Below are 25,798 nucleotides of genomic sequence, written 5' to 3'. Positions count from 1 at the left end.
TTCTTGATCAGGCGGCAGATTATAAACCTTTTTTGCACCGGCACCAAATTAGAAAACGGGCCGTTATTTGGTGCTATGAGTATTATTCAGAGCTTATCCCTGGAGGAAGAAAAACCGCGGCTGGTAAGCGAAGAGGGCCGAAGGCAATAGTTGACTTAGTCTATGACTTAGTCTATACTACCGGTAACGGAGGTGAATCCGGATGCCGGTACAGGTGAATATTCATGAGGCAAAAACCCATTTTTCCAGGCTTTTGGCGCGGGTAAAAGAGGGCGAGGAGGTTGTGATTGCAAAAGCCGGCAAGCCAGTAGCCCGTTTGGTTCCAGTAACGGAGCGGCCGGCCCGGCGCGTTCCCGGCAGCGCAAAAGGGAGAGTCGGTATCAGCACAGATTTTAATGAGCCACTTCCCGAGAATATTTTAGAGGCGTTTGAAAAATAACAACTTGCCGTAAATGCCATTGAACCCCTGGCTGTTTCGGTGCGCCACGCCCTCCACGTTTATACCCTCCCGGATTTCCACCGGGACCCTTTTGACCGCCTTCTGATTGCCCAGGCTCAGTTAGAAAATCTGCCCATTATAACTGCGGATCCCAAAATTGCCAGTTACCCGGTAGAGGTTATTTGGTGAAAGGCTTAAAGTCCGCGCTGTATCCTGCTCAGAGAACCGGAAGCGCCGGTAAGAATTTTTGCCGGGGCTTTTTTGTTACTCCAGATTTGAGCATTTTTGCCCTTCCGCTACAACAATAAACTGGGAACAGATGTTTACCCACGCGATCTGGCGAAGGGGCAAAAAATTTCCCTGGCCGGTAGGTTATTGAGCTAAAGTGTCGAATTTCCCCAGATATTGAAGCTTTATTGGTAACGGCATTTAATTTGGTAAAGTAATAAAACCGAACATGCCGGGGAATATAACCCCCGCTGCACTGAAAGCTCGCCGCTTTACCCTTATGCGGTGACGGGAACCCGGCTGCCGGCCAGGACCTGGGGGAGATACCGGGATGTCCTTAAAAACCAGGATAGTTCTCACTCTCTGCGCCGCCTTCGCCATTCTTGCCCTTGTTTTTTTCGCGGTTTCTCATGTGATCGCAAATAATATTGTAGCTGAGCTGGAAAGAGATGATCTTAAGCAGAATATTGAGCGGGCCCTGCAGGCCCTGGAAAGGGAAATGGCGGAGTTGGATAAATATACCGAAGATTGGGCTGCATGGGATGATACGTATATATTTGTGAAAGAAAGAAACAAGGAATACATAAAAAAGAACCTGGTCGACAGCACCTTTGAGGTTCTTAAGATCAACTACGCAGTGATTATAAACACCGGAGGAGAGACGGTATACGCCAGGGGATACGATCCGGAAGAGGGGAAAGATATCCCCGTACCCCGGGAGATTGTTCTTCCGGCCCGCCAGAAAGCAGGCGGTCTTAAAGGGCTGGTGGTGACGCCGGAAGGGCCGGTGCTGGTGGCCGCCAGGCCCGTTTTAAAAAGCGATGACACCGGGCCTGTCCGGGGAACCCTGATTTTCGGCCGTATCTTAAATGATAAGCATTTAAAAGAGCTCTCGAAAATTACCCGCCTGCCTCTCACCCTTCACCCGCCGGGGGCCGTGGACTTCCGCGACCTGCAGCCGGCGGGCTCTTTAGAGAACGGGGAGGCCTGCTACGCCAGGATAATTTCCCCTGGGGAAAGCGCCGGCTTTACCGTCATTAAAGACCTGCAGGGGAAAACCGCTTTAATCCTCCAGGTTAATTCGGACAGGCGCGCTGCCAGGGTGTTCCAGTCCGCCGAAAAGGCCTTCAGCCTCTACCTGGCGCTGGCGGCGGTCCTGTGCTGCGGCCTGGCCCTGTTCTGGCTGAACCGTGCTGTCGTATCCCGGCTGGCAAAGCTTACCGCTGCCGTAACCAGCACGGGCTACCAGTTTCCCCTTTCCTCCGGGTTCCCGGTTCTGGGGGGAAGGGATGAACTTGCCCTCCTTTCCGCTGAAATCGGCAAAATGCTGGACAGGCTGGAGGAGTACCGGCGGGAGATAAGCGACAAGGAAAAGAAATACAGGGCGGTGGTGGAAAACGCCGCCGAAGCCGTCGTGGTGGTTCAGGAAGGTGTGGTCAAATTTGCCAACCGGGCGGCTGCGGTCCATACAGGCTACATAACGGAAGAGATTGTCTCCAGGCATTTCCTTGATTTCATCCACCCGGAAGACAGGGAGGCAGTATGGGAACATTACAGGGAATTGCTGGAGAATAAAGGCGTCTTATACGCATTTCCCTTCAGGATAATAGCCAGAGACGGGAGTGTCAAATGGGCGGAAACAAACTCTGTAGTTGTCGAATGGGAGGGGCAGCCCGCCACCCTGCATTTTTTGACCGACATCACCCCGCGCAGGATTCTGGAAGAAGAGCTGCAGCGGTTGATGGCAGAAAAATCCCTGATTCTCGACAGCCTTACGGAGCTGGTTATATTTATAGACCGGGACATGCAGATCATCTGGGCCAACCGCGCGGCCGGCCAATCCGTCGGCAGGAGCTCCGGAGACCTGTTTGGAGCGAAATGCCACGAAATATGGCACGGCAGGAGCGATCCCTGTCAGGGCTGCCCGGTGGTGCAGGCTATGGAGACCGGTCGGGTATGCGCGGGGGAGGTGGCTTCGCCGGACGGCCGCCTGTGGAGTATTACTGCCTCCCCCGTTAAGGACGAAAAGGGAAACGTGATAGGGACCGTGGAAGCAGCCCTGGATATCACCGAGCGCAGGCGCTACGAAGAACAGTTGAAATACCTGAGCCTGCACGACCCATTGACAGGCCTTTACAACCGGGCCTTTTTCCAGGAAGAGCTCAGGCGCTTATCTGTCAGCCGGGAATACCCGATAACCGTCCTGGTGGCCGATCTGGACGGCCTTAAACTGGTCAACGATACCCTGGGTCACGCCAGGGGCGATGAAATGTTGAAGGCCTGCGCAGATGTTTTGAGAAGTTCCCTGCGCCGTTCCGATATCCTGGCCCGCATAGGGGGCGATGAATTCGCCGCTCTTCTGCCGGGAACGGATGAAAAAACCGGGGAAGATATTGTGTACCGGATACGCTCCCGGATCGATGACTACAACAAAGAACACCCCGAGCTGCCCCTGCACGTATCTACAGGCTTTGCCACGTGCCGGAGCGGGGACGGATCCCTCGAAGACACCTTCAAGAAGGCCGACGACCTCATGTACCGCCATAAGCTTGTGCACAGGGCCGGCGCGCGAAACCAGATCGTGGGCGCCCTGCTGGCAGCCCTCAAAGAAAAGGATTACCTCACCGCGGGGCACGCCGAAAGGCTGAAAGAAATGTGCCTTAAAATGGGCGAGAAACTGGGGCTTTCTCCCCGGCAGATGGCAGACCTGGCCCTTTTGGCCCAGGTCCATGACCTGGGCAAGGTTGCCGTGCCGGACAGCATTTTATTCAAGAAAGGCCCGCTTACAGAAGAAGAATGGGAGGTCATGCGCCAGCACCCCGAAAAGGGCTACCGCATCGCCCTGTCCTCCCCCGACCTCGCCGGGGTGGCGGACTTGATTCTCAAGCACCACGAAAGGTGGGACGGGAAGGGATACCCCCTGGGGCTGAGAGGAGAAGAGATACCGGTGGAATGCCGCATCCTGTCCATTGCCGATGCCTTTGACGCCATGACCGGCGGGCGGCCGTACCTAAAGCCCAGAAGCAAAGAAGAGGCGATAGCAGAGCTTAAAAAGTGCGCGGGAAGCCATTTCGACCCGCACCTGGTTGATGTCTTTGTTTCCCTATCGCACTTGATATAGCCTTGACATAAGCCACGCGATCCTGTATGCTCTTAGCAAGAGAATCCTTTGCTGGATGAAAATGGGGGACGAGAGTGGAGTATATCCCTTTTGATTATCCGGACCGGATCAGGCGGCTGCGGGCCAAATTGGGCTTGAGCCAGAAGCGCCTCGCGGAACTTCTGGGCGTCTCCTTTGCGTCCGTCAACCGGTGGGAGAACGGGCAGGCACGCCCCAACCGCCTGGCGTGGGGCCAGATCCTGCGCCTTGAAATAGATGGTTCCGGGGGGTTACGTAAACCACCGTTCACCGGCGGCGGCAGCAGTCAGGTAGCCGGCGCGCTATCTGCGGCTGAAGACAAAGCGGCCTACCGGCTGTCCGGCGAGCCGCCGGAGCCGCACGAGCCGGGCAAGGTCGATTTCACCGCCCCGCCGGAGATCGTCCGCCTGGCCGTCGAAGCCGAGCGCCTGACTTACGGCCACCTTTTCAGCCCGGCCTTTGCCACCGAAACCTCACTGATTGACCCGTTACCGCACCAGCGCATCGCCGTGTATGACCATATGCTTCCCCAGCCCAGGCTGCGGTTTTTGCTGGCCGATGATGCCGGTGCCGGCAAGACCATTATGACCGGTCTCTATATCCGTGAAATGCTCACCCGGCGGCTGATCCGGCGCGTCCTGATCGTGCCGCCCGCAGGCCTGGTCGGGAACTGGCAAAGGGAACTGCGAACACTCTTCAGCCTCCCGTTTAAAATAGTGACCGGTGCGGATGCGCGTAGCGGCAACCCCTTCACCGGGCCGGAAAGCGACCTGGTTATCGTCAGCGTGGACACGCTCTGCGGCGCGCAAGCCTTTGCCCGTCTCCGGGAGTCCGGCGTGGAGCCCTACGATCTGGTTGTTTTCGATGAGGCACATAAGCTGGCGGCCGACCGCAACCCCGACTTCACCGTCCGGAAGACCGACCGCTACCGCCTGGCCGAAGCGATCGCGGGGGCCTCGGACGACCCCGACTGGATGCTGTCCTGGCAGTGCCACCACCTGCTCCTGCTCACTGCCACGCCCCATATGGGCAAAGACTTCCCCTACTTCTGCCTGTGGCGGCTGCTGGAACCGGAGATACTCTCCACTATAGACGCCTTCAACGCCTATCCGGCGGAGGCGCGGCGGCGCCATTTCCTCCGGCGGACCAAAGAAGAAATGGTGCGGTTTGACGGCACTCCGATTTATCCGAAAAGGGAATCCCGCACGTTGAGCTATGACCTGGGACCTGCCGAGCAGCAGCTCTATGACGAGACTACCAGTTACATCCGGACCTATTATAATCGCGCCCGGATTCTCAACCGTTCGGCCGCCCGCCTGGCCATGAGCATCTTCCAGCGCCGGCTGGCGAGTTCCACCTGCGCTCTGCTGCGGTCTCTCGAGCGGCGGCTGGAAAAATTGGACGGGCTGATCGAGGATATTAGGAGCGGCCGGCTTACGGAGGAACAGCTTACCGCCTACCAGCGGAAAGCAGACAGAACGGCCGATATTTTTGACCGGATGACCGCCGACGAAGAGGAGCCTCAGGAGGGCCGCGAGCAAAACGAGGTGGTTGAGGACCAGGCCTTAACAGGGGTGGTTGCCACTTCGCTGGCCGAGCTTCAAGCTGAGCGGAGGCAGGTTGAGGACCTGCTTGGCCTGGCGCGGCAGGTGCTTGCGTCCGGCGAGGAGGCGAAGTTCGAAAAACTGCGCGAGGTGGTGCAGGACGAGCGTTTCAAGGACGAAAAGATCCTGATTTTCACCGAGCACCGGGATACCCTCGATTTCCTGATCCGGCGCCTGGAAGGCCTGGGCTACACGGGAAGGGTTGCCTCTATCCATGGCGGCATGGACTACCAGGAACGCGAGGCGCAGGTGGCCTTCTTCAAGCGGCCGGCCCGGGAAGGCGGCGCGAACCTGATGGTCGCCACCGATGCTGCCGGGGAGGGGATCAACCTCCAGTTCTGCTGGCTGATGGTGAATTACGACATTCCCTGGAACCCGGCGCGGCTTGAGCAGCGGATGGGGCGCGTCCACCGCTACAAGCAGATGCACGATCCGGTGCTGATCTTCAACCTGGTGGCGGGGAAAACCCGGGAGGGCAGGGTGCTTAAAACGCTGCTCGAGAAATTGGAGCAAATCCGCCGCGAACTCGGCTCGGATAAGGTTTTCGACGTTATCGGAATGCAATTCGAAGGGGTTTCGCTGAAAGAGTTGATTCTGCAGGCGGTGGTGGACGATCACGCCGATGAGGCCGTCCGGCAGGTTGAGGGTCGCCTTACGCCGGAGCAGGTCAAAGCGCGGCTGGCGCAGCGGGAAAAGCTTCTCGGTGCCGGCGGGGATATTGCCTTTCAGTTACCTGAACAACGGGCCAAATTGGAGCGCGAAACGTTTCGGCGGCTGCTGCCGGGATATGTCCGCCGCTTTATCGAGAAATCGGCACCGCTTTTAGATATCGGCATTGACGGCGATCCGGAGGGCTATTTCTCCTTCAGGCCCCTTAAGCCGGGGGCGCTCGACCCCTTATGGCCCGTCCTGGAAAGTTACGACCCCGCCAAGTGGGAGCGGTTGACCGTTTATAAGCCGCCAGAGGGCGAGCAGGCGATCTTCCTGCACCCCGGCGAGTTGCTCTTTGACCGTTACTGTTCTCTGGTGCGCGGCCGGTTCGCGGCGTGGGCGCTGCGGGGCGGCGTTTTTGTTGATCCTTATGCGGAGCGCTCCTATCTCTTCCATGTGGTACTGGTCAGGGTTATGCGGCGGGCTGATCCGGCGCTGCCCGGGGTTTTTGGCCGGGAAGAACTGGTGGAGTCGCGTTTGGTGGCGCTGCGGCAGGACGAGACCGGAAAGATCGAGGAGTGCCCGGTGGAGCTCCTCATGTTGCTGCGCGGCGCGCCAACAATCCCCGCGGCGGCCATCCCTCTTGTTTCCACCATCGCCGCTGCCTGCGAGCAGGTGAAGAACTTCGTTGTGGAGCGGATTGCCGGACCACTTGCCGATGCCCGCAGGCAGGCACTGCTCGCTACCCTGCCCGGGCGGGAGGAGTTTATCCGCCGGGGTTACGCCTACCGGGAAGCAGAACTCGCCTTGAAACGGACCCGCCTTTCCGAGCGGGCCAACGCGGGCGATGCGGCGGCTAAGGGTGAACTGGCAAAGGTTAAGAAACAGCAGCGGGAACTCGCCGGCCGGATCGAGCGGTCCCTGGCAGTGCTGCGGCGGGAGCCGGAATTGATCGTTCCGGGCGAGGTCCGGTTTCTGGCGCACGCTTTGGTGGTGCCCTCTTCTGATCCGGAAGACAGGGCGCGTTACGACCGGGAGATCGAAAAGATCGCCGTCCGGGTGGCCTGGGGTTACGAGGAGGGCCGCGGCTGTGCCGTCCGGGATGTTTCCGCCCCGGAACTTGCCATACGTGCCGGCCTGGAGGCCTACCCCGGTTTCGATCTTTTGTCGCGTCACCCAGGCGGCGAGGAGCGCGCCATCGAGGTGAAGGGCCGGGCCGGCATTGGCGACATAGAACTTTCGGAGAACGAATGGGCCAGGGCCTGCAACCTGCGCGACCGCTACTGGCTCTACGTCGTCTACGATTGCGCCAGCGCCCACCCGCGCCTTTTGCGCATCCAGGACCCCTTCGGGAAACTGCTGGCCCGGCGCAAAGGCGGCGTGGTGATCGGGGAACAGGAGGTCTTCGCGGCAGCGGAGGGAGGATAAAAAACCGCCAGGACACGAAGGACATCAAGTAAATTCTGAGGATTTGGAAGGGGAAGGCGGTCGTGGTTTTTATGGAAGGAAACAATTCTAAAGATAATTTTAATAATTATCCAGGCGCTCCTGGTGCCCTGGTGGTTGGGGATTGTCCCCGTTTGATCGAGCGGGCCTTCCCGCTGAAGCGGGCGTCGCTGGATTCGGTGCACGAGAAAAACGTGCGGCACGGGCACATCTCCACGCTGCACATCTGGCCGGCGCGGCGGCCGCTGGCGGCCTGCCGGGCGGCGCTGATCGCCACGCTGCTGCCCGATCCCGGCACGCCGGAGGAGCGCCGGCGTATTCTTGAGAAACTGGCGGGCCGGGTGGTCCGGAAGGTGGAGAAGAAGAAGCTGCCCGGCGCCCACGTCATCGAACGCATCAGGGAAGAAACCGAAGGCGGCATCCTGCACTGGGGGCGGGAGAACGGCCCGGCGCTGGAATGGTTCCGCGAGGAGATCAAAAAGGCTTACGGCGGCCAGGCGCCCAAGGTGCTGGACCCCTTTGCCGGCGGCGGGTCCATCCCCCTTGAGGCGATGCGGCTCGGCTGCGAAGTAACGGCTGTGGATATCAACCCGGTGGCCTGGTTCATCCTCAAGTGCACCCTGGAATACCCGCAGAAGCTGGCCGGGCAGAAAAGGCCGCTGCCGGAGTTTATTTTAGCCGATGAAGGATTTATGGAGAGTTTTTCAAAAGCCCACCCTGAAACAGCGGGTAAGGGGCGTCCCCGAAAGGGACAACTGGAGCTTAATTTTCTTTTTCCAACCTCCAACCTCCAACCTCCAACCTCCAATTTAGCCTGGCACGTGCGCGCCTGGGGAAGATGGGTGCTCAAGCAGGCCCGCCGGGAGCTGGCGCGCTTCTACCCGATCTATGCCGACTTCGAGCCGCTGAAGCCGGACGGGCGTACGTATGAATTGCGTGAGCCCAGGCTGGTTCCGGTCAAAGAGGACGGTTCGCCCGACCTTGAAGCTTTGAATGCAGAGTTTACGGAGGAATACCTCCGGGACCCGCGCAACCCCCGGTGGGTGCCCAAGCCGACGGTGGCCTACCTCTGGGCGCGGACGGTGCAATGCAAGAACTGCCGGGCGACGGTGCCGCTTTTGAAAACCCGCTGGCTCTGCAAGAAGGACAGGAAGCGCGTAGTGCTGACGATGGAACCGAACCCGGATAAAACCGGCGTGGTCTTCGGCGTCCAGACTGACGTGCCCGTGGCCGGCGGCAACGCGGCGCAAAGGCGCGAGCACGACCGGAAAACCGGTGCCGGGACCATGTCCCGCTCCGGGGCGACCTGCCCCTGCTGCGGGACGATTATGACGATGGAGGACATACGCCTCGAAGGACGGGCGGGCCGGTTGGGGGCGGTGATGACCGCCGTCGTGGTGGACGGGCCGGACGGCAAGGAGTACCGCCTGCCGGCGGCGGAGGAGGTCCGCCTGGCGCAGGAAGCGGAGAAGGAACTCGACCGGGTTTTTGCGGAGATTCCGTTCGGGCTGCCGGAGGAGCCCGTTCCACAAGGAGCAAGCCGTGCAGGCGGTGGCTCTCCTTTTACAGTATTCTCTTATGGCCTTACCCGGTGGTATAACCTCTTCACCCCCCGCCAGCTCCTGGCCCTGGGCACCTTCGTTAGATACACCCGCGCCGCCCGCGAAGCCATGCGGGAGGCGGGCTACCCGCCCGAGTGGGTGGAGGCGGTGGGGGCGTATTTGGCGCAGGCGTTAGATTTTGTGGCGAACCGTAATAGTGCGGTGTGTTCATGGACAATTACGAGAGAAACAACCCGCGGCACCTTTGCGAGATTTGCCCTACCAATTGTGTGGGATTTTGCTGAAGCAAACCCGTCTGAAGAAGCTTCCGGAGGTTATCCAGGGGCGATTGAGTGGGTATGTCGCTACATAGACCATGTATGGGTTTTTGGACAGGAAAGTCAATTTACGAGGGTCTTCCAGAAGACAGCTACAGAAGAATTGGGTAGTTTCTTAGACGTTATTATCACCGACCCCCCCTACTACGACGCCATCCCGTACTCCGACCTGATGGACTTCTTCTACGTCTGGCTGCGGCGGACGCTGTACGGCCTGTCGCCCGAAATAGACGCGGCCTTTCGGGAACCGCTGTCTCCGAAGTGGGACCATGAAAAGAACGACGGGGAGCTGATTGACGACGCCAGCCGCTTCGGCGGCGACAAACAAAAATCGAAGGCCGCGTACGAAGAGGGGATGTTCCGTGCCTTCCAGGCCTGCTACCGGGCGCTCAAACCGGAGGGGCGTATGGTCATCGTCTTCGCCCACAAGCACCCGGACGCCTGGGAGACCCTGGTTTCGGCCATCATCCGGGCCGGCTTTGTGGTGGTCGCGAGCTGGCCCATCCAGACGGAGATGGGCAACCGCACCCGCGCCCTTTCTTCGGCGGCTCTTGCCTCCTCCGTCTGGCTCGTCTGCAAAAAGCGCCCGGAAACCGCCCGGCCCGGCTGGGACAACCGCGTCCTGGAAGAAATGCGGGAGAAGATCCACACCCGGCTGCGGGAGTTCTGGGACGCGGGCATCCGGGGGCCCGACTTTGTCTGGGCGGCCACCGGCCCGGCGCTGGAGGCTTACAGCAAACATCCGGTTGTCAAGAAGGCGAACGAGCCCGGGCAGGTCATGACCGTTTCCGAGTTCCTGCGGGCCGTCCGCCGGCTGGTGGTGGACTTCGTCGTCGGCCGGGTGCTCTCCTATAACGGCGGCGCGGAAGGCGCCAGCGGTTTAGACGACGTAACCACCTACTACCTGCTGCACCGCCACGACTTTGGCTTTGAGGACGTTCCGGCCGGGGCCTGCATCCTCTACGCCGTTTCCTGCGGCCTCTCGGACCGCGAACTCGTTGACCAGTACGACCTTCTGACCCGCACCGGCGGTCAGGAGCAGGATGAAGAGGATGAAGAAGCCGGGATCGAGGCGGGGGACGAGATCAAAGAAGGCACCGGCAGCAAGGTCCGGCTCAAACCCTGGCAAAAGCGCCTTCGCAGGACGCTGGGCCTGGACGTCGGGGGCCGCCCTGCGCCCCTCATCGACCAGGTGCACCGGTTGATGCACCTCTGGAAGACCGGCGACGTGGTGAAGGTGGACGAGTACCTCGATGCCCGGGGCTTGCGCCGCCACCGCCTCTTCCACCAGCTCCTCCAGGCCTTAATCGAGCTCGCCCCACCCGGCAGCGACGAACGCTCCCTCCTGGAAAGCATCAGCAACCACGTTGCTGCACGGGGCATTGCTCCGGAGAAGCAACCGGTACTTTTCGCCATAGAGAGAAGTCAATGACGGACTTTAAGCTACCTTATTCGTCAGCGAAATTTCGGATCTTGGTAATAGATGGAAGGGGAACGGGTGAATGACAGAAAAATAAACTTAATGTAATCTTACAGGAGGGGTGTCCCTGTGGCTGATCAATTTCTTTTTGATTCTGCTGGCGATCGGGAAAATATGAAAATATCGGAAGTAACGAGAAGAAATATTATAGATTATCTACTTCTAAGAGAATATCCGTTCCATGGAAGATTAGACCTTATAAGTTTTCTTAAAAGAATTTGGGATTTATCTTCTATGCCTTCTACGGACTATCGATTCAAAAATGCAGAAGGTGACATATGGCAACATATGGTTAATAATTATGATTGGGGTTATGATTATCTCCTTTATACATACTTAGACCTGTTGGGATGTAGTGACGAGATTTTTCTTAAGTTTGTAGAAACGTGCGTTCATCCAGTTGTTTTGTACGATAAAAAACAGGTTTCAGAGACTCTGTCAGAATTCAATAAGTTTCTAATAGCAGACGGGTATAGGTTAGAGGTATCATCGAATATTTCGGGAAGGCCTGTCTATAAAGCAGTAAGGCTTGACGATGATGAAGGGCATTGTAGAGAAGACGCCTATGAAGTGGTATTATCCTTTGCGGGCGAAGATCGCAAATATGTAGAAAAGGTAGCCGAGTATTTAAAGTCCAACGGTGTCAAGGTGTTCTATGACCGTTATGAAGAAGTAACTTTGTGGGGCAAGGATTTAGCGGAACATTTAGATAAAGTCTATAGGGGAAGTGCTCGATATTGCGTGATATTTATTTCAAGTGCTTATGCAAATAAAATATGGACAAACCACGAAAAACGGAGTGCACTGGCAAAAGCTATAGAAGAAAAAGAGGAATATATTTTGCCTGCAAGATTTGATGATACTGAAATTCCAGGAATAAGGCCAACTATAGGTTACGTGGACCTGAGGAAAAAGACGCCTGAAGAACTTGGTAAAATGATCTTGCAGAAATTGGGGCGAGTGGTTTGATTTAAAGGTAAATATTCAGCAAAACCGCTTTGTTAAAGGCGGAATTTTATTTGAACCAACAAATCAAAGAACTGGAAAGGGAAGGTTTTCTTGTATTTGGGGGGCGCTGGCTCAAGAAGGTGAAAATAAGTAATCAAGAAGATCTGTGGCCTGTGGCTTCCGTGAGGGTGGTCAGAAGAATGAGCCCCGGGATCATCAAGGTGCCTAACTTGGAAAAAAGCCATTTCTAAAATTACAATATTAACTAACGGAGCTTAACAGTCGTAATGAACGACGGATAGATGATGATAAAATGGTTCACCGGGTAGTTCGGTTGCACGAAGCCGCGGTTACGCTATTCGATGACCCTGGCACTTTGTAAAACGAAACTGCTCGGGAAGGAAAGGGGGCAGCCTGATGTCTGGCGGTTACGGCAGCCACCGGGATTACATGGACTGGGTGAAAAGGGAAGCAGACACTCGTCAAGAGGCGGTTGAGGCTGCATTGAAAGAAGCTTTTTCCCGCTAGTCGATTGAAAACGCAGTGAAGCTACTCCTTTCTGCGCTGGGGGTGCCGGCGAAATGAAACAAAGAACCTTCCACCGTCTGATTGAAGGAGATGCACGTGACCTCTCTTTCATAGATAACGAAAGCGTCCATCTTGTGGTCACGTCGCCCCCTTACTGGACGCTGAAGAAATACCGGGAACATCCCTCGCAAATGGGGCACATTGCGGACTACGAAGAGTTCATAGAGGAGCTTTCTAAGGTTTGGCGTGAGTGTTACCGCGTTTTGGTTCCCGGGGGGCGCCTGGTGTGCGTGGTGGGTGACGTATGTTTGTCCCGCCGCCGGTTCGGGAGGCATGTGGTGGTCCCCCTGCACGCCGACATCGTTGTTTCGTGCCGGAAAATTGGGTTCGATAACCTGAATCCGATTATCTGGCACAAGATTGCTAACGCCACCTACGAAGTTAATAACGGAACGAAATTTCTCGGAAAGCCTTACGAACCCAACGCCATCATCAAGAACGATATCGAATTCATCCTGATGCAGCGCAAACCGGGCGGGTACAGAAAGCCCACCGCCGAACAGCGCCGTCTGTCCATGATCGACAAAAAAGACTACGAGGAATGGTTCCGGCAGTTCTGGAACATCAGCGGCGCTTCGACCCGGGAGCACCCAGCTCCTTTTCCTCTCGAACTGGCTTACCGGCTGGTGCGTATGTTTTCGTTCTTTGGCGATACCGTGCTCGATCCTTTTTGCGGCACCGGCACCACGATGCTCGCTGCGATGAAAGCAAACCGCAATAGCATAGGGGTCGAGATCGATCCCGTGTATTGCGACATGGCCATGCGGCGGTTAGAAAAAGAAGCGCGCACGCTCTTTGACGACATCAGTCTTGAGATGGTCAAAGCGGGTGATTTAAGGCAAGCAAATGCCAGGGCTGAGCGCAATGCTTCGGCGAGCAACATGATTTAGGAGATGGATAATTATGAATAAACTTCCCTGGACACCGTGGCACCAGGTCGTCCGGCTCCGGGACGATATCAGGTCGGGAGAGCTGTCGCTGGCCGTTTTTGCGGCCGACCTCTACGACGTGGTTATGGGCCGGGCCAGGCCGGTCTACCAGGACCCGGCCGAGTTTTTTGCGCTGACCTACCCGACCTTCAACCTGCGCGAGCTGGCCAGGGACGTGCTGAACCGTCTGGCTGGCAAAAGCGAAAAGGCCGTGCGGCAGCTGGAGCTCACCTACGGCGGCGGCAAGACGCACACCCTGATCACCCTCTACCACCTGGTTGCCGACCCGGCAGGACTGCCGGACCTGCCCGCCGTGAGAGAGTTTATCGAACACGCGGGAATCACTCCGCCCAGGGCACGGGTGGCCTGCCTGCCCTTCGATAAGCTTGACGTTGAAAAGGGGATGGAAATCAAGGCGCCGGATGGACAGGTCCGGTGGCTCAAACACCCCTGGAGCGTGCTGGCCTGGCAGATTGCCGGGGCCGAGGGTTTACGCCTCCTGCACCCTGACGGCGAGGATGCCGAACGGGAGAGCGCCCCGGCGGAAAACCTCCTGACGGACCTGTTTGCCCTCCCGGGCCGGGAGGGGCTGAGCACCCTCATCCTCATGGACGAGGTGCTCGTGTACGCCCGCGAGAAGATCGGGCTTGACCCGGTGTGGCGCGGCCGGCTGCAGAATTTCTTCCAGTATTTAACCCAGGCGGCTACGAAAGTAGAGCGGTGCGCGGTGGTCGTTTCCCTTTTAGCGAGTGATCCCAGGAAGAGTGACGCCCTCGGCAAGGAAATCGCCAAGGAGATGTACGATATCTTCCGGCGCGAGCAGGAAGAGGGCGTTCAGCCCGTAGTGAAGGAAGATGTGGCGGAGGTGCTGCGGCGCCGTTTGTTTACGGCGGAATCCATCCGCGACCGGGAGGCTTTTCGTCCACACGTGATGGCCGCGCTCAAGGGCATTGCGGAACTGGATGACCAGACGAAAAAAGACGGCAAGGCGGCCGAGGAGCGCTTCCTGCGCAGTTTTCCCTTCCACCCGGACCTGACGGAGATTTTCTACGTGAAATGGACCCAGCTTGAAGGCTTTCAGCGGGCGCGCGGCGTGTTGCGGACCTTTTCGCTGGCCCTGCGGGAGGCCGAGAAATGGGATCATTGCCCGCTCATCGCTGCGAATGTGTTCCTGAGCGCTCCGGGCAGCGGGGAGATCTCGGCTGCCGCCAGGGAGTTGACCACGGTTGCCGCCAGCGAGGAGTATGAAGGAAAGCGGCAGGAGTGGGCGGGTATCCTGGAAGGAGAGTTAGCCAAGGCACGGGCGATTCAGGCCGAAACCCCGGGGCTTAAATTCCGGGAGGTCGAACAGGCCGTGATGGCTACTTTTATCCACTCGCAGCCCATCGGCCAGAAAGCACTGACCCGCGAACTTTTTATCCTGCTCGGCCATACGCGCCCGGACAGGATCGATTTGGAAAAGGCGCTCGGGCGCTGGGCCGAGGTTTCCTGGTTCCTCGACGAGGCGGCGCTCAGTGACGCCGAAACACGCGGCGATGGTCGCCAGGCGCTGCCCAAAACCTGGCGGTTGGGTTCGAAGCCCAACCTGCGGCAGATGCACAGCGAGGCGTGCCGGCGGGTACCGGCCGAACTGATTGAGGCCAGGCTCATTGACGCCATCAGCGGCCTGAAAAGCCTGACCGCCGGGGCCTCGGCGGCCGGCGCCAGGGTGCACAACCTTCCGGAACGGCCGAAGGATATCGAGGACGACGGCGAGTTCCATTACGCCGTTTTGGGGCCGAAGGCGGCCTCCACGGCGGGTAATCCGAGCGTGGAGGCCAGGCGTTTCATCGAAGAAACGACCGGTCCCGACAGGCCGCGGGTTTACCGCAACGCCGTCGTGCTGGCGGTGCCGTCGCGGGAGGGGCTGGAGATCGCCCGCGACCGGATCCGGGAATATCTCGGCTGGGAAGAAGTGCGCAATATGCTGAAAGGGCAGGAAATTGAGCCGATGCGGGCCGCGATGCTCAACGCCAAGACGGAGGGCGCGAAGAAAAAAATCGCCGAGGCGGTCCGGCAGGCTTACTGCCTTGTGGTGACGGTTTCGGAGAAGAATGAAATCCTGGCTTATAAGCTTACCGTGGGAACAGAGCCCCTTTTTAACATTATCAAGGCCGATCCCCGCGTCCGCATCCAGGAGACGGCAATAAGCGCTGAGGCGCTCTTACCCGAAGGCCCCTATAACCTCTGGCGCGAGGGAGAAACGGCGCGCCGGGTAAAAGATTTGGTCGGTGCTTTTGCCCAGTTCCCCCACCTGCCGAAGATGTTGCGCCGGAAGGAAATCCTGGAAACATTGATCCTCGGGGTCAAAGAAGGGCTCTTTGTCCTGCGTTCGGTGCGTCCGGACCGGTCGGTGCGTACCATCTGGCGTGAAGAGCCGCTGGAGGCGGATCTGAAGGATCCCGGCCTGGAACTTGTGCTGCCCGAGGCGGCTATACTGTCCGCGCTTTCTCCTGATCTTCTGGTTCCCGGGGTGTTGCCGGGGCTGTGGCCTACCCCGCCCGGGATCGCCGTCCGGGACGTGGTAGCCTATTTCCGCGGCGGAAATGTTGTCCAGGTGCCCAGGGAAGGATACACTGAACCGGTAGTCATTCCTAAGGCTGAACCGGAAGTTGTTTGCGCGGCGATAGCGGAGGCGGTTAAGGCGGGGAAGCTATGGCTGACCACGGATGCAGCCAGCGTCTTCGCCGAAGAGATACCGGCCGGCATCCTGACCGGAGACGCCAAACTTCAGCCCCCACCGCCCCCGGTTCCGGTAACCGCGGTGCTCCCGGATAACCTCCCGGCGGCCTGGCCGGGTCCGGAGACAACCGCGCTGGGTATCGCGGCGGCTCTTTCGCAAAAGGCCGGCAGGAGTCTTCCGTGGGTGACGGTGCGGGAGGCCATAGACGGGGCAATCAAAGCCCGGCTGCTGGAAAAAACCATAGATTCAGGTCCCTGGCCCTGTGATTTCAGCGGCGCGCGGCAGGTCAAGCTCCGGGTGCCGGCCGGGGAGGTGGTGCCGCCGCCCACACCTCCGCCGCCACTGCCGCCGCAGCCTGGTTTTAAAGTGGCCCAGGCAGAGTTGCGTCCCCATCAGATCCAGGATTTAGCGGAGATCATCGGCGAGCTGGTTAACACCGCTGCCGGCTACGAGCTTGTCTTCAGGCTGCGGGTCGAATTAGGCGGCGCTGGGACGCTGCCTGATGAAGTCGTCCAAACAGTCAACCGGCTGCTTGCCGGGGTCGCGAAAGACCTGCAGCTCAAGTAGCCATCCCAGGGGCCGGCCATAACTTCTGTTTTTCTTGTTTTGCTGCTTTTGCCTGAAAGCTGTGAGGCCCGGCGGGACGTTTTACCTCACGCGGCCGGTGCTTCCACCGCCCAGGCCGTGCAGCCGCCGGTAAACCAGCCGGGCCAGCACGGCGGCCAGTGCGGCCTTGAGCAGGTCGAAGCCGATGAAGGGCAGAAATCCTATCTTAATTACCTGCAGGGCGGAGAAGGTTTTGCCCATGTAAAAATTGAGTATTACGTAGAGGTAAGGCAGTCCGATGACGTAGATTACCGCCAGGCCGGCGACCATGGCGAAAAACAGGGGTACCACGCCCGGGTCCTTTTGTTTGGGGGCCAGGGCTCCCGTAACCCAGGCGCCGCCGATAAAGCCCAGCAGGAAGCCGAAGGTGGGCTTCAGCACATAGGCCGGGCCGCCAAAGGGAGCCGTCTCGAAGACCGGCAGGCCGACAAGGCCCAGCAGCACGTAGATCAGCATGCTCAAAGCCCCCACCCGGGCACCCAGAAGCCCGCCGGCCAGCATAACCACAAAGGGCACCAGGCTAAAGGGTACATAGGGTGTGATGAAGAAGCGGGACAACATGGCCGCCACGGCCGCCAGGGCGGCAAAGAGGGCGGCCAGAGCCATATCCCGGGGTGATAGTTTCATGGAATGATGCCTCCTTACATTATAATTTTGTACAATCACTTACAAAACTGTTGAGTGCCGGGCAAACTTAGCGAGACCGGGGGCAAGGATATCCGGAGCGAAATAGTTAACTTCAGGATATTTACTGGTTAACCAAAAAGTCACAATACTTCCCCTGAAGGAGCATCAAATGGAGCGTCTTTCATGACGACGGTAACAGCCTCATTTGTTCTACCTGGCCCGCAGGCTCACCTCCCCGCTGACCACCCTTTTGTATTCGCCGCCGGGCAGGCGCAGTACCAGCGAGCCGTCGGCATCCACATCCTCGGCCCACCCTTCCCAGGTTTCCCTCTGGGTGAACACCCTTACCGGCCGGTGCAGGGTAACGTTTAACTCCTTCCAGCAGGCCAGCACCGGGGCAAACCCCTCTTTTTCCCAGATCCTGTACCAGTATTCCAGCTCGGCCAGCAGGTTTTGCAACAAATGTACCCGGGAAACCCGCCGCCCCGTTTCTATCTGTACCGAGGTGGCGATTTCCCGCAGCTCCGGGGGGAACTCATGGCGGTCAATATTGACGTTGATGCCCATGCCGATGATTAAATAATTGATCCGCTCCATTTCGGCGGAGAGTTCGGTTAAAATGCCGCATATTTTTTTCTCCCCCACCAGCAGGTCGTTGGGCCACTTGATTCCCGCCTCAACTCCCGCGGCCCGGCGCAGTGCCCGGGCCACGGCCACAGCCGCCAGCATGGTCAGGGGAGGGGCATCCATGGGGTTCACCGCGGGGTGCAAAATCACGGAACACCAGATTCCCCGGCTGTGGGGGGAAAACCAGCCCCGGCCCATACGCCCCCGGCCCCCGGTTTGTTCCTCGGCCACCACCAGGGTGCCATCGGGAACCCCGCGGGCGGCCAGTTCCCGGGCCGTGCGGTTGGTGGACTCCACCTGGTCGTAATGGTAAACGTTGCGTCCCAGAAAGGCAGTTTGCAGCCCCCGGGTGATTTCCGCGGGATAAAGGCGGTCCGGAATGTTTACCAGGCGGTAGCCGGCGTGGGGTACGGCCTCAATGTCATAACCTGCCCCCCGCAAGGCCTGGATGTGCTTCCATACCGCCGTGCGGGAAACCCCCAGGCTCTGGCAGATAGCCTCCCCGGAGACGAAATCAGGGTATCCTTTTACCAGCATTTCCAGGACCTGTTCCTTCAACAAAAGACACCTCAGGACAAAAACCGTTATTTTCCTTAAATTTTAAGGCTATTAACGACTCTTGTCAACTTTGTCAACAACACTGGTTGACAGCTATTTTTTCAGCTCTTTTTTGCGCAGGCTCTTCAGCGTCGACATGGTATCCTCCACCTGTGACACCAGCACGCCGTCCAGGAGGTCAAGAATTTGAAATACTTCGGGGTATTTTACCCGGTAATTCACCCGCAGCCCTTCTTTGCGGGAGTCGACAATGTCCAGCTTTTTCAAAACCGCCAGGTGCTGGGATACGTTGGACTGCTCCATATCCAGCTCTTCGATGATTTCACAAACGCACCGTTCCCCCTGCCGCAGGCATTCCAGAATGCTCACCCGGGTGGGGTGGGCCAGGGCTTTTAATATATCCGCCTTCATGCGGGGAATGCGTTCATTCATTGCCTCTACCTCCGGAAATCTTGCTTAATTGTTATCTGATAATATCATAATTTTTGCTCCAGTGCCAGTGAAGGCCGGATCGGTTCCAGGACCTCTTATACAATGTACATTTTGTTGCACCGCCTGTACCCCTTTGATAGAATTACTCTGAAAAGGAGTGGGATACGATGATCCTGGTATTTGACGTGGGGAATACAAATATTGTTCTGGGGGTATATAAAGGCCAGGAATTGCTGGAGCACTGGCGGCTGTCCACCAACCCCCACCGTACCGCCGATGAATACGGTATGTTACTCCGGGATCTCTTCGATTATGCGGGAATTTCCCGCCGGGACATCAAGGCCCTGGTAATCTCTTCAGTGGTACCGCCCTTAATGCTGGCCCTGGAACAGATGAGCGAGAAATATTTTGGCGTCAAACCCCTGGTGGTGGGGCCCGGGATCAAGACGGGCCTGGCCATTAAATATGACAACCCCCGGGAGGTGGGTGCCGACCGCATTGTCAATGCGGTGGCGGGGTACGAGCTTTACGGCGGCCCGTTAATCATTGTAGATTTTGGTACGGCCACCACCTTTGATGCCATATCGGCCAGGGGAGAATACCTGGGAGGCGCCATCGCCCCGGGTATCGGCATTTCCACCGAGGCCCTTTTCGCCCGGGCCGCCAAGCTGCCCCGTGTGGAGCTGGTTAGACCGGCTACGGTGATTGGTAAAAACACCGTCAGCAGCATGCAGGCGGGGATTATCTTTGGCTTTGTGGGCCAGGTGGATGAAATTGTGCGCCGGATGAAGGCCGAGCTGGGAGGAAACCCCACCGTGCTGGCCACCGGCGGCCTGGCCGAGCTCATTGCCCGGGAGTCCCGTACCATCGACCGGGTGGATCCCCTGTTGACCCTGAAGGGCCTGCGCCTGATTTACGAACGCAATTTGCCGGCGGTGAGATGACGGTGAAGTTATTGATCGGTGACGTTGAACTGGCCAATCCGGTAGCTGCCGCCCCCATGGCCGGGGTTACCGACCGGGCCTACCGCATCCTGGCCCGGGAAGCCGGCTGCGGCCTGGTCTTCACGGAGATGATCAGCGACCAGGCTTTAATCTACGGCAATCCCCGCACCCGGATCATTCTCGAGCACGGGGGCGAGAAAGGCCCCCTGGCCGTGCAGATCTTCGGTTCCAACCCCGACTACATGGCCCGGGCGGCGGAAATTGTGGCCGGCGAGGGCGCCGATATCATAGACATCAACATGGGCTGCCCCACGCCGAAAATCGTTAAAAACGGCGAAGGGGCGGCCCTGATGAAGAACCCGGAACTGGCCGCCGAGATTGTGTCCCGGGTGGCGGCCCGGGTAAAGGTGCCGGTCACGGTTAAAATGCGCAAGGGTTGGGATGATGATCACGTTAACGCCGTTGAGCTGGCCCGCCTGGTGGAAGCGGCCGGGGCTGCGGCGGTGACCGTTCACGGGCGTACCCGGGTACAGTTCTACAGCGGGCAGGCCGACTGGGACATCATCCGCCGGGTAAAGGAGGCGGTGGGCATCCCGGTGATTGGCAACGGGGATGTGCGCACGCCCCTGGATGCCAGGCGGATGCTGGAGGAGACGGGCTGTGACGGCGTGATGATCGGGCGGGCCTCCATGGGCAACCCCTGGATTTTTTCCCGGACAATTCATTACCTGGCCACCGGTGAGCTCCTGCCCGAACCCACCTGGGAAGAAAAAATCCGCACCGCCCTGCGGCACCTCGATCTCCTGGTAGCGCTAAAGGGGGAGCACATCGGGGTGCTGGAAATGCGCAAGCACGCGGCCTGGTACCTGAAGGGCCTGCGGGGCGCCGCACGCCTTCGGGAGAAAATAAACAGGGCCGGTTCGGTACAGGAGATGAGGGATATTTTAACGGGGATCCTTAATGGAGGATACTTATAATCGCTTGCGGCAGGCGGTGTGCCGGTACCGGTGCACCGGCCGTTTTTTGTGCGGGTTTTGGTATAAGCCGCGGATGCTAAACGTGGCTTTTCTTTTTAATGCCTTGCCTTTTCTGGTAAGCCCTGCTACAATAGTGTACACAAAAGTGTGCACATTTTTTATCCCCTTCCGGGATATAATGGATGGTGTGATTTTCCGTGGATCTCATCCGTATTGGCGAAAAGATCATCAGCCGGCGCCGCATCGACCAGTACGTTTCCAGGATGCTTGAACTGCGGGCTAAAGGCTTATCCCAGGCGGAAGTGGCCGGCCGCCTGGGCGTGGACCGGACGCTGGTGAGCCGCCTGGAGAGCCTGGGCGAGGTCCGCAAGGGCAAGCGGATTGCCGTGGTTGGTTTTCCCATCCAGAACAAAGAAGAGCTCCGGTCCGCCCTGGTAAAAGAAGGGGTGGATTTCGTACTCCTCATGACCGAAGCCGAACGGTGGGATTTTGTGCGGAGCAAAAGCGGTCTTGAGCTGGTTAATACCCTGATGGAATTAATAGCCGGGGCCCACGCCTATGACCAGGTAGTGGTCATAGGGTCCAGCAAAAGAATTAAAATTATTGAAGCGGTGCTGGATAAGCCCGTTCTGGGGTACGAAATTGGTGAATCGCCCATCCAGGAAGACAAATATGTCAACCCCGACGAAATTGTGGAACTAATCCGGGCAGTTAGGCTTTAAGTCTGCCGTAAAACGGTTAGAGGTGAGTCCTGTGGAAAAATTTGCTTTTATCATCCACCCTCTTGATGTCCGGGATGTGGCCAGGAAGTTTCCCTTCACCCGCTACCTTCCCGAGCGCTGGGTGGAAAGCGCCTTCCGGCTGGTGCCTCCCATGAGGGTGTCCCATATTACCGGTGTGAAAACCCCTTACGGGGAAGCGGAAGGCTGGTTTGTGGCCTGCCCCCTTACTGCCCGGCAGATGGTGGAATTGCCGGAGGATTTTGTGCTGGAACGGATTATTCAGGCGGGGCGGGTGGCCGAGAAACTGGGAGCCGGCATTGTCGGCCTGGGAGCCTTTACCTCCGTGGTGGGGGATGCGGGGATTACCGTGGCCAAAAACCTGAATATAGCTGTGACCACGGGTAATAGCTATACTGTGGCCACGGCCATTGAGGGGACAAAGGAAGCGGCCCGCCTGATGGGGCACGATTTGCGCCGGGCACATATTGTGGTGCTGGGAGCCACCGGTTCCATCGGCAGGGTTTGTGCCCTCATGCTGGCCCGGGAGGCTACCAGAATGACCCTGGTGGCCCGGGATAAATCCAGGCTGGAGCAGGTGGCGGCGAAAATACTTTACGAAACGGGTCTGGCAGTGACCATCACCTCTGACGTGAAGAAGGCCCTGCGGACGGCCCAGGTGGTAATTGCCGTCACCAGCGCGGTGGACACCCTGATCGGGCCCGAAGACCTTTTGCCGGGGGCCGTGGTGTGTGACGTTTCCCGTCCCCGCAATGTGAGCCGCCAGGTGGCCGAACAGAGGGATGACGTGCTGGTGATCGAAGGCGGCGTGGTGGAGGTGCCCGGAGAAGTTAATTTTAACTTCAACTTTGGTTTTCCGCCCGGCACGGCCTACGCCTGCATGTCCGAAACCATGATTTTAGCCCTGGAAAAAAGGTATGAGAATTTTTCCCTGGGGCGCGACATAACCATTGAACAGGTGGAGGAAATCAGTGCCCTGGCCAGGAAACATGGCTTCAAGCTGGCCGGTTTGCGCAGCTTTGAGCGGGCCATTGATCCCCGGGAAATCGAGCGCATCCGTGCCCGGGCCGAGAGCCGCCTTAACGCGCTGGGGGAGCAGCAGCTGGTGGGGGTAGCCCCTTGACAAAGGAAAAAACCCTCCTTATAATGGGTTGAAAGGTTAATGGTACCGCGAGCACTGCAATGGTTTTTGTCATTGCAGTGCTTTCAGTGTCGTTGGGGGAGTAGGTTCTGCTGGGCAGAGAAATGCAAAGGAGACGATGGAACATGAAGGAAAAGGAAGTAATTTTAACCCTTGAGGGCTTAAAAAAGCTCGAAAAGGAACTGGAAGAGCTGAAAACCATCCGTCGCCGCGAAGTAGCCGCCCGCATTAAGCAGGCCATTGAATTTGGAGATATCAGTGAAAACTCGGAATACGAGGATGCCAAAAACGAACAAGCCTTTATTGAAGGCCGTATTTTAACTCTGGAGCAGATGCTGCGCAACGCCAGGGTTATTGACGATGAGCACACGGGAACGGATGAAGTAGGCCTTGGCTCTACCGTCCGCCTCAAAGACCTGGAGTTTGGCGACGAAGTTGAATATACCATTGTTGGCTCCGTGGAGGCCGATCCCGGAGCTCATAAAATTTCTAACGAGTCTCCCGTGGGCAAGGCCATTCTGGGTCAGCGCAAGGGGAGTGTGGTCGAAGTTTCCGTGCCGGCAGGACTGCTTAAATACCAGATTGTGGATATACGTTAACCAGGATTCGCCGGAGGAATGTCATGACGGAAAAGGAAAGTATAGAACTCAAGCCGGAAGATTTACATGAACTGCTGCGCGTGCGCCTGGAAAAACTGGAGGAACTCAAGGCACAGGGGATCGAGCCCTACGGCGGGCGCTACCCGCGCACCCACCTTGCCGCCTGGATTATCGACCATTACGAGGAGTGCGAGGGGGAAAAGGTATGTATTGCCGGCCGCTTGGTGGCCCGGCGTGGCCACGGCAAAGCCAGTTTCGGCAACCTCAGGGACGGCTCGGGGCAGATTCAGATCTACCTGCGGCTCAACGATGTGGGTGCCGAAACTTATAACTTGTTCCAGCGGCTGGATATAGGGGATATCATCGGTGTGCGGGGCAAGGTTTTTAAAACCCGCACCGGTGAAATCACGGTGGCCGTGGAGGAGCTGACCCTGCTGGCCAAGTCCCTGCGCCCCCTGCCGGAAAAATGGCACGGCTTGAAGGACGTGGACCTGCGCTACCGCCAGCGTTACCTGGACCTGATCGTCAATCCCGAGGTAAAAAACACCTTTATTATCAGGAGCCGGGTGATCCACGCCATCCGGAATTTCCTGGAGAGGCGGGGTTTCCTGGAAGTAGAAACGCCCATGATGCACCCCATTGCCGGCGGTGCGGCGGCCAGGCCCTTTATTACCCATCACAACGCCCTGGATATGGAGCTTTACCTGCGCATTGCCCCCGAACTTTACCTCAAGCGCCTGCTGGTGGGCGGGTTTGAAAAGGTTTACGAAATAAACCGTAATTTTCGTAACGAAGGCATCTCCACCAAGCATAATCCAGAGTTCACCATGCTGGAGCTATACCAGGCCTATGCCGACTACCACGACATGATGGACCTGACCGAAGAAATGATTTCCACCGTGGCCTCCGAGGTGCTGGGTACCACCACCGTTACCTACCAGGGGGTCGAGATTAATCTTGCGCCGCCCTGGAAAAGGCAGACCATGCTGGAGGCAGTCAAGGAACATACCGGGCTGGATTTTAACCAGTACCGGGATGACGGGGAGAGAGCCCGCCGGGCGGCCCGGGAGCTGGGGGTGGAGGTGGAGGAAAAGGACAGCTGGGGTACCGTCCTGAACAAGGTGTTCGAGGAAAAAGTGGAGCCGCAGCTGATCCAGCCCGTTTTTATCATGGACTACCCCATTGAAATTTCACCCCTGGCCAAGCGGAAAACGGAGGACCCCGCCCTGACGTACCGTTTTGAGCTGTTTATTTACGCCCGGGAGATGGCCAATGCCTTCTCCGAACTCAACGACCCCATCGATCAAAAGGCCCGCTTCCTCAAGCAGGTGGAGAAGCGCCGGGCGGGGGACGAGGAAGCCCACATGATGGACGAGGATTACATTACCGCCCTGGAATACGGCATGCCGCCTGCGGGCGGTCTGGGCATCGGCATTGACCGGCTGGTGATGCTGCTGACCGATTCCCCGTCCATCCGGGATGTGATCCTCTTTCCGTTAATGCGGCCGCGGGAGTAGCCATAAAAAAGCTTCCTGTGCCTTCTGCCGCACCGGCCCTGCGTGCTTACATACGCCCGGAAGCGGCCCGGGTCATATGGCCCGGGCTGCTTTTTTCCCGCAAGTCAGGAGGATTACGGCTCCCGGAAAGAGAAAGAATATTCAATAAAGTGCGGCCGGCGCAGTTACTGCATTTTGGGCCAGCTCAGGCCGGCTTTCCTGCTAATCTGACTCTAATAGATAAGGAGGGTTATGGATGAAGTTCCAGTGGTTCGGCCATGCCTGTTTTTTAATAACCACGGAAGGCAATACCAGGATAGTAACCGACCCTTTTGATGAAACGGTGGGTTATCCCCTCCCCCGTATTCCGGCGGATATTGTCACCGTCAGCCACCAGCATTTTGACCACAATGCCGTAAACACGGTTCCCGGCAACCCGAAAGTAGTACAGGATGCGGGGGAACATGTTTTCGGCAATATCAGGATCACGGGCCATAACTCCTACCATGACAAGAAAAAAGGCAGCCAGCGGGGTAAAAATATCATTTTTAATGTGGAAAGTGAAGGACTGAGGGTGTGCCATTTAGGTGATTTGGGCCATCTTCCGGATAAGAGCCTGATTGAAGCGCTGGGGCCAGTTGATGTTTTAATGATCCCTGTCGGGGGCTACTATACCATTGATGCCGGGGAGGCGGCAGAGCTGGTCAGGCTGCTGTCCCCGCCCTATGTTCTGCCCATGCATTACAAGAGGTCAATTTTCCCTATACAAGGTTATACATTAGTTAACTAACATATAACTTTGCACCAAGGTACTCATTGTGCAGATGGCATTGCCACCGACGGCTACCTCCGTCACCGTCTGGCCCAACCTTAAACCCCGGAAGGGGAAGCCCCACATTACCTGTAAAGCAGGTATGCGCCTGGCAGGCTTGTGGCTTTAAGGCGGCACTCCAGCGTTTTTCCGTCCCGCAGAACAAACTTCCTGCTTGCGCAGGGAG

The 25,798-nt window shown here is 57.9% G+C and carries 19 protein-coding genes; 16 read left to right on the top strand and 3 right to left on the bottom strand.

Features of this window, described 5'->3' with window-relative positions:
- The first annotated feature begins 202 nt into the window (after positions 1 to 202).
- The 9 genes from G7K71_RS17530 (at position 203) to G7K71_RS17495 (ending at position 16,620) form a co-directional block, all read left to right on the top strand.
- Positions 203 to 439, top strand: a complete 237-nt coding sequence (locus G7K71_RS17530) for a type II toxin-antitoxin system Phd/YefM family antitoxin (protein ID WP_027355362.1) — start codon at positions 203 to 205, stop codon at positions 437 to 439.
- Positions 440 to 457: 18 nt separating this feature from the next.
- Positions 458 to 628: a type II toxin-antitoxin system VapC family toxin gene (locus tag G7K71_RS19635; RefSeq protein WP_313885037.1), complete on the top strand. Its 171-nt coding sequence runs from the start codon at positions 458 to 460 to the stop codon at positions 626 to 628.
- A gap of 370 nt (positions 629 to 998) precedes the next feature.
- Positions 999 to 3,788, top strand: a complete 2,790-nt coding sequence (locus tag G7K71_RS17525; protein WP_166349203.1) for a CHASE4 domain-containing protein — start codon at positions 999 to 1,001, stop codon at positions 3,786 to 3,788.
- Positions 3,789 to 3,862: 74 nt separating this feature from the next.
- Entirely contained in the window at positions 3,863 to 7,489 is a 3,627-nt protein-coding gene (locus G7K71_RS17520; RefSeq protein WP_166349200.1) for a helicase-related protein, read from the top strand.
- 71 nt (positions 7,490 to 7,560) lie between these two features.
- Positions 7,561 to 10,818 carry a DUF1156 domain-containing protein gene (locus G7K71_RS17515; RefSeq protein WP_243175148.1) on the top strand — a complete coding sequence of 1,086 codons (3,258 nt, stop codon included), beginning with the start codon at positions 7,561 to 7,563 and terminating at the stop codon, positions 10,816 to 10,818.
- Positions 10,819 to 10,935: 117 nt separating this feature from the next.
- Entirely contained in the window at positions 10,936 to 11,835 is a 900-nt protein-coding gene (locus G7K71_RS17510; protein ID WP_166349194.1) for a TIR domain-containing protein, read from the top strand.
- A gap of 50 nt (positions 11,836 to 11,885) precedes the next feature.
- Positions 11,886 to 12,065, top strand: a complete 180-nt coding sequence (locus tag G7K71_RS17505) for a hypothetical protein (protein ID WP_166349191.1) — start codon at positions 11,886 to 11,888, stop codon at positions 12,063 to 12,065.
- 330 nt (positions 12,066 to 12,395) lie between these two features.
- The gene (locus G7K71_RS17500; protein ID WP_166349188.1) at positions 12,396 to 13,292 is read left to right on the top strand and encodes a site-specific DNA-methyltransferase; all 897 of its coding nucleotides are present in this window, start codon (positions 12,396 to 12,398) and stop codon (positions 13,290 to 13,292) included.
- A gap of 13 nt (positions 13,293 to 13,305) precedes the next feature.
- Complete coding sequence (locus G7K71_RS17495; protein ID WP_166349185.1) at positions 13,306 to 16,620, top strand: DUF499 domain-containing protein; 3,315 nt, start codon at positions 13,306 to 13,308, stop codon at positions 16,618 to 16,620.
- 81 nt (positions 16,621 to 16,701) lie between these two features.
- Here G7K71_RS17495 and G7K71_RS17490 read toward each other — a convergent pair whose 3' ends face one another.
- The 3 genes from G7K71_RS17490 to G7K71_RS17480 form a co-directional block, all read right to left on the bottom strand.
- Positions 16,702 to 17,286: a biotin transporter BioY gene (locus G7K71_RS17490; protein ID WP_013824199.1), complete on the bottom strand. Its 585-nt coding sequence runs from the start codon at positions 17,284 to 17,286 to the stop codon at positions 16,702 to 16,704.
- 210 nt (positions 17,287 to 17,496) lie between these two features.
- Positions 17,497 to 18,471, bottom strand: coding sequence for a biotin--[acetyl-CoA-carboxylase] ligase (locus G7K71_RS17485; RefSeq protein ID WP_243175084.1), 975 nt, complete (start codon positions 18,469 to 18,471; stop codon positions 17,497 to 17,499).
- 93 nt (positions 18,472 to 18,564) lie between these two features.
- Positions 18,565 to 18,903 carry a metalloregulator ArsR/SmtB family transcription factor gene (locus G7K71_RS17480; protein WP_013824197.1) on the bottom strand — a complete coding sequence of 113 codons (339 nt, stop codon included), beginning with the start codon at positions 18,901 to 18,903 and terminating at the stop codon, positions 18,565 to 18,567.
- 167 nt (positions 18,904 to 19,070) lie between these two features.
- Here G7K71_RS17480 and G7K71_RS17475 point away from each other — a divergent pair, with 167 nt between their 5' ends.
- The 7 genes from G7K71_RS17475 to G7K71_RS17445 all read left to right on the top strand — a co-directional run bounded on the left by G7K71_RS17475 (position 19,071) and on the right by G7K71_RS17445 (position 25,590).
- Complete coding sequence (locus G7K71_RS17475) at positions 19,071 to 19,847, top strand: type III pantothenate kinase (RefSeq protein WP_013824196.1); 777 nt, start codon at positions 19,071 to 19,073, stop codon at positions 19,845 to 19,847.
- On the top strand, positions 19,844 to 20,824 hold the full coding sequence (gene dusB / locus G7K71_RS17470; protein WP_166349179.1) for a tRNA dihydrouridine synthase DusB: 981 nt from the start codon (positions 19,844 to 19,846) through the stop codon (positions 20,822 to 20,824). Before G7K71_RS17475 ends, dusB begins: the two co-directional genes overlap by 4 nt.
- A 197-nt stretch (positions 20,825 to 21,021) precedes the next feature.
- Positions 21,022 to 21,546 carry a helix-turn-helix transcriptional regulator gene (locus G7K71_RS17465; RefSeq protein ID WP_166349176.1) on the top strand — a complete coding sequence of 175 codons (525 nt, stop codon included), beginning with the start codon at positions 21,022 to 21,024 and terminating at the stop codon, positions 21,544 to 21,546.
- A gap of 31 nt (positions 21,547 to 21,577) precedes the next feature.
- A complete protein-coding gene (locus G7K71_RS17460; RefSeq protein WP_166349173.1) occupies positions 21,578 to 22,687 on the top strand; it encodes an SDR family NAD(P)-dependent oxidoreductase in 1,110 nt (369 codons plus the stop codon).
- 143 nt (positions 22,688 to 22,830) lie between these two features.
- Complete coding sequence (gene greA, locus G7K71_RS17455; protein ID WP_013824192.1) at positions 22,831 to 23,304, top strand: transcription elongation factor GreA; 474 nt, start codon at positions 22,831 to 22,833, stop codon at positions 23,302 to 23,304.
- Positions 23,305 to 23,327: 23 nt separating this feature from the next.
- On the top strand, positions 23,328 to 24,821 hold the full coding sequence (gene lysS / locus G7K71_RS17450; RefSeq protein WP_166349170.1) for a lysine--tRNA ligase: 1,494 nt from the start codon (positions 23,328 to 23,330) through the stop codon (positions 24,819 to 24,821).
- Positions 24,822 to 25,056: 235 nt separating this feature from the next.
- Positions 25,057 to 25,590, top strand: coding sequence for an MBL fold metallo-hydrolase (locus G7K71_RS17445; protein ID WP_166349167.1), 534 nt, complete (start codon positions 25,057 to 25,059; stop codon positions 25,588 to 25,590).
- Positions 25,591 to 25,798: the final 208 nt, after the last annotated feature.

The organism is Desulfofundulus sp. TPOSR (assembly GCF_011393055.1).
Taxonomy (GTDB): domain Bacteria; phylum Bacillota; class Desulfotomaculia; order Desulfotomaculales; family Desulfovirgulaceae; genus Desulfofundulus; species Desulfofundulus kuznetsovii.
This window is presented reverse-complemented; position numbering and strand designations above follow the sequence as displayed.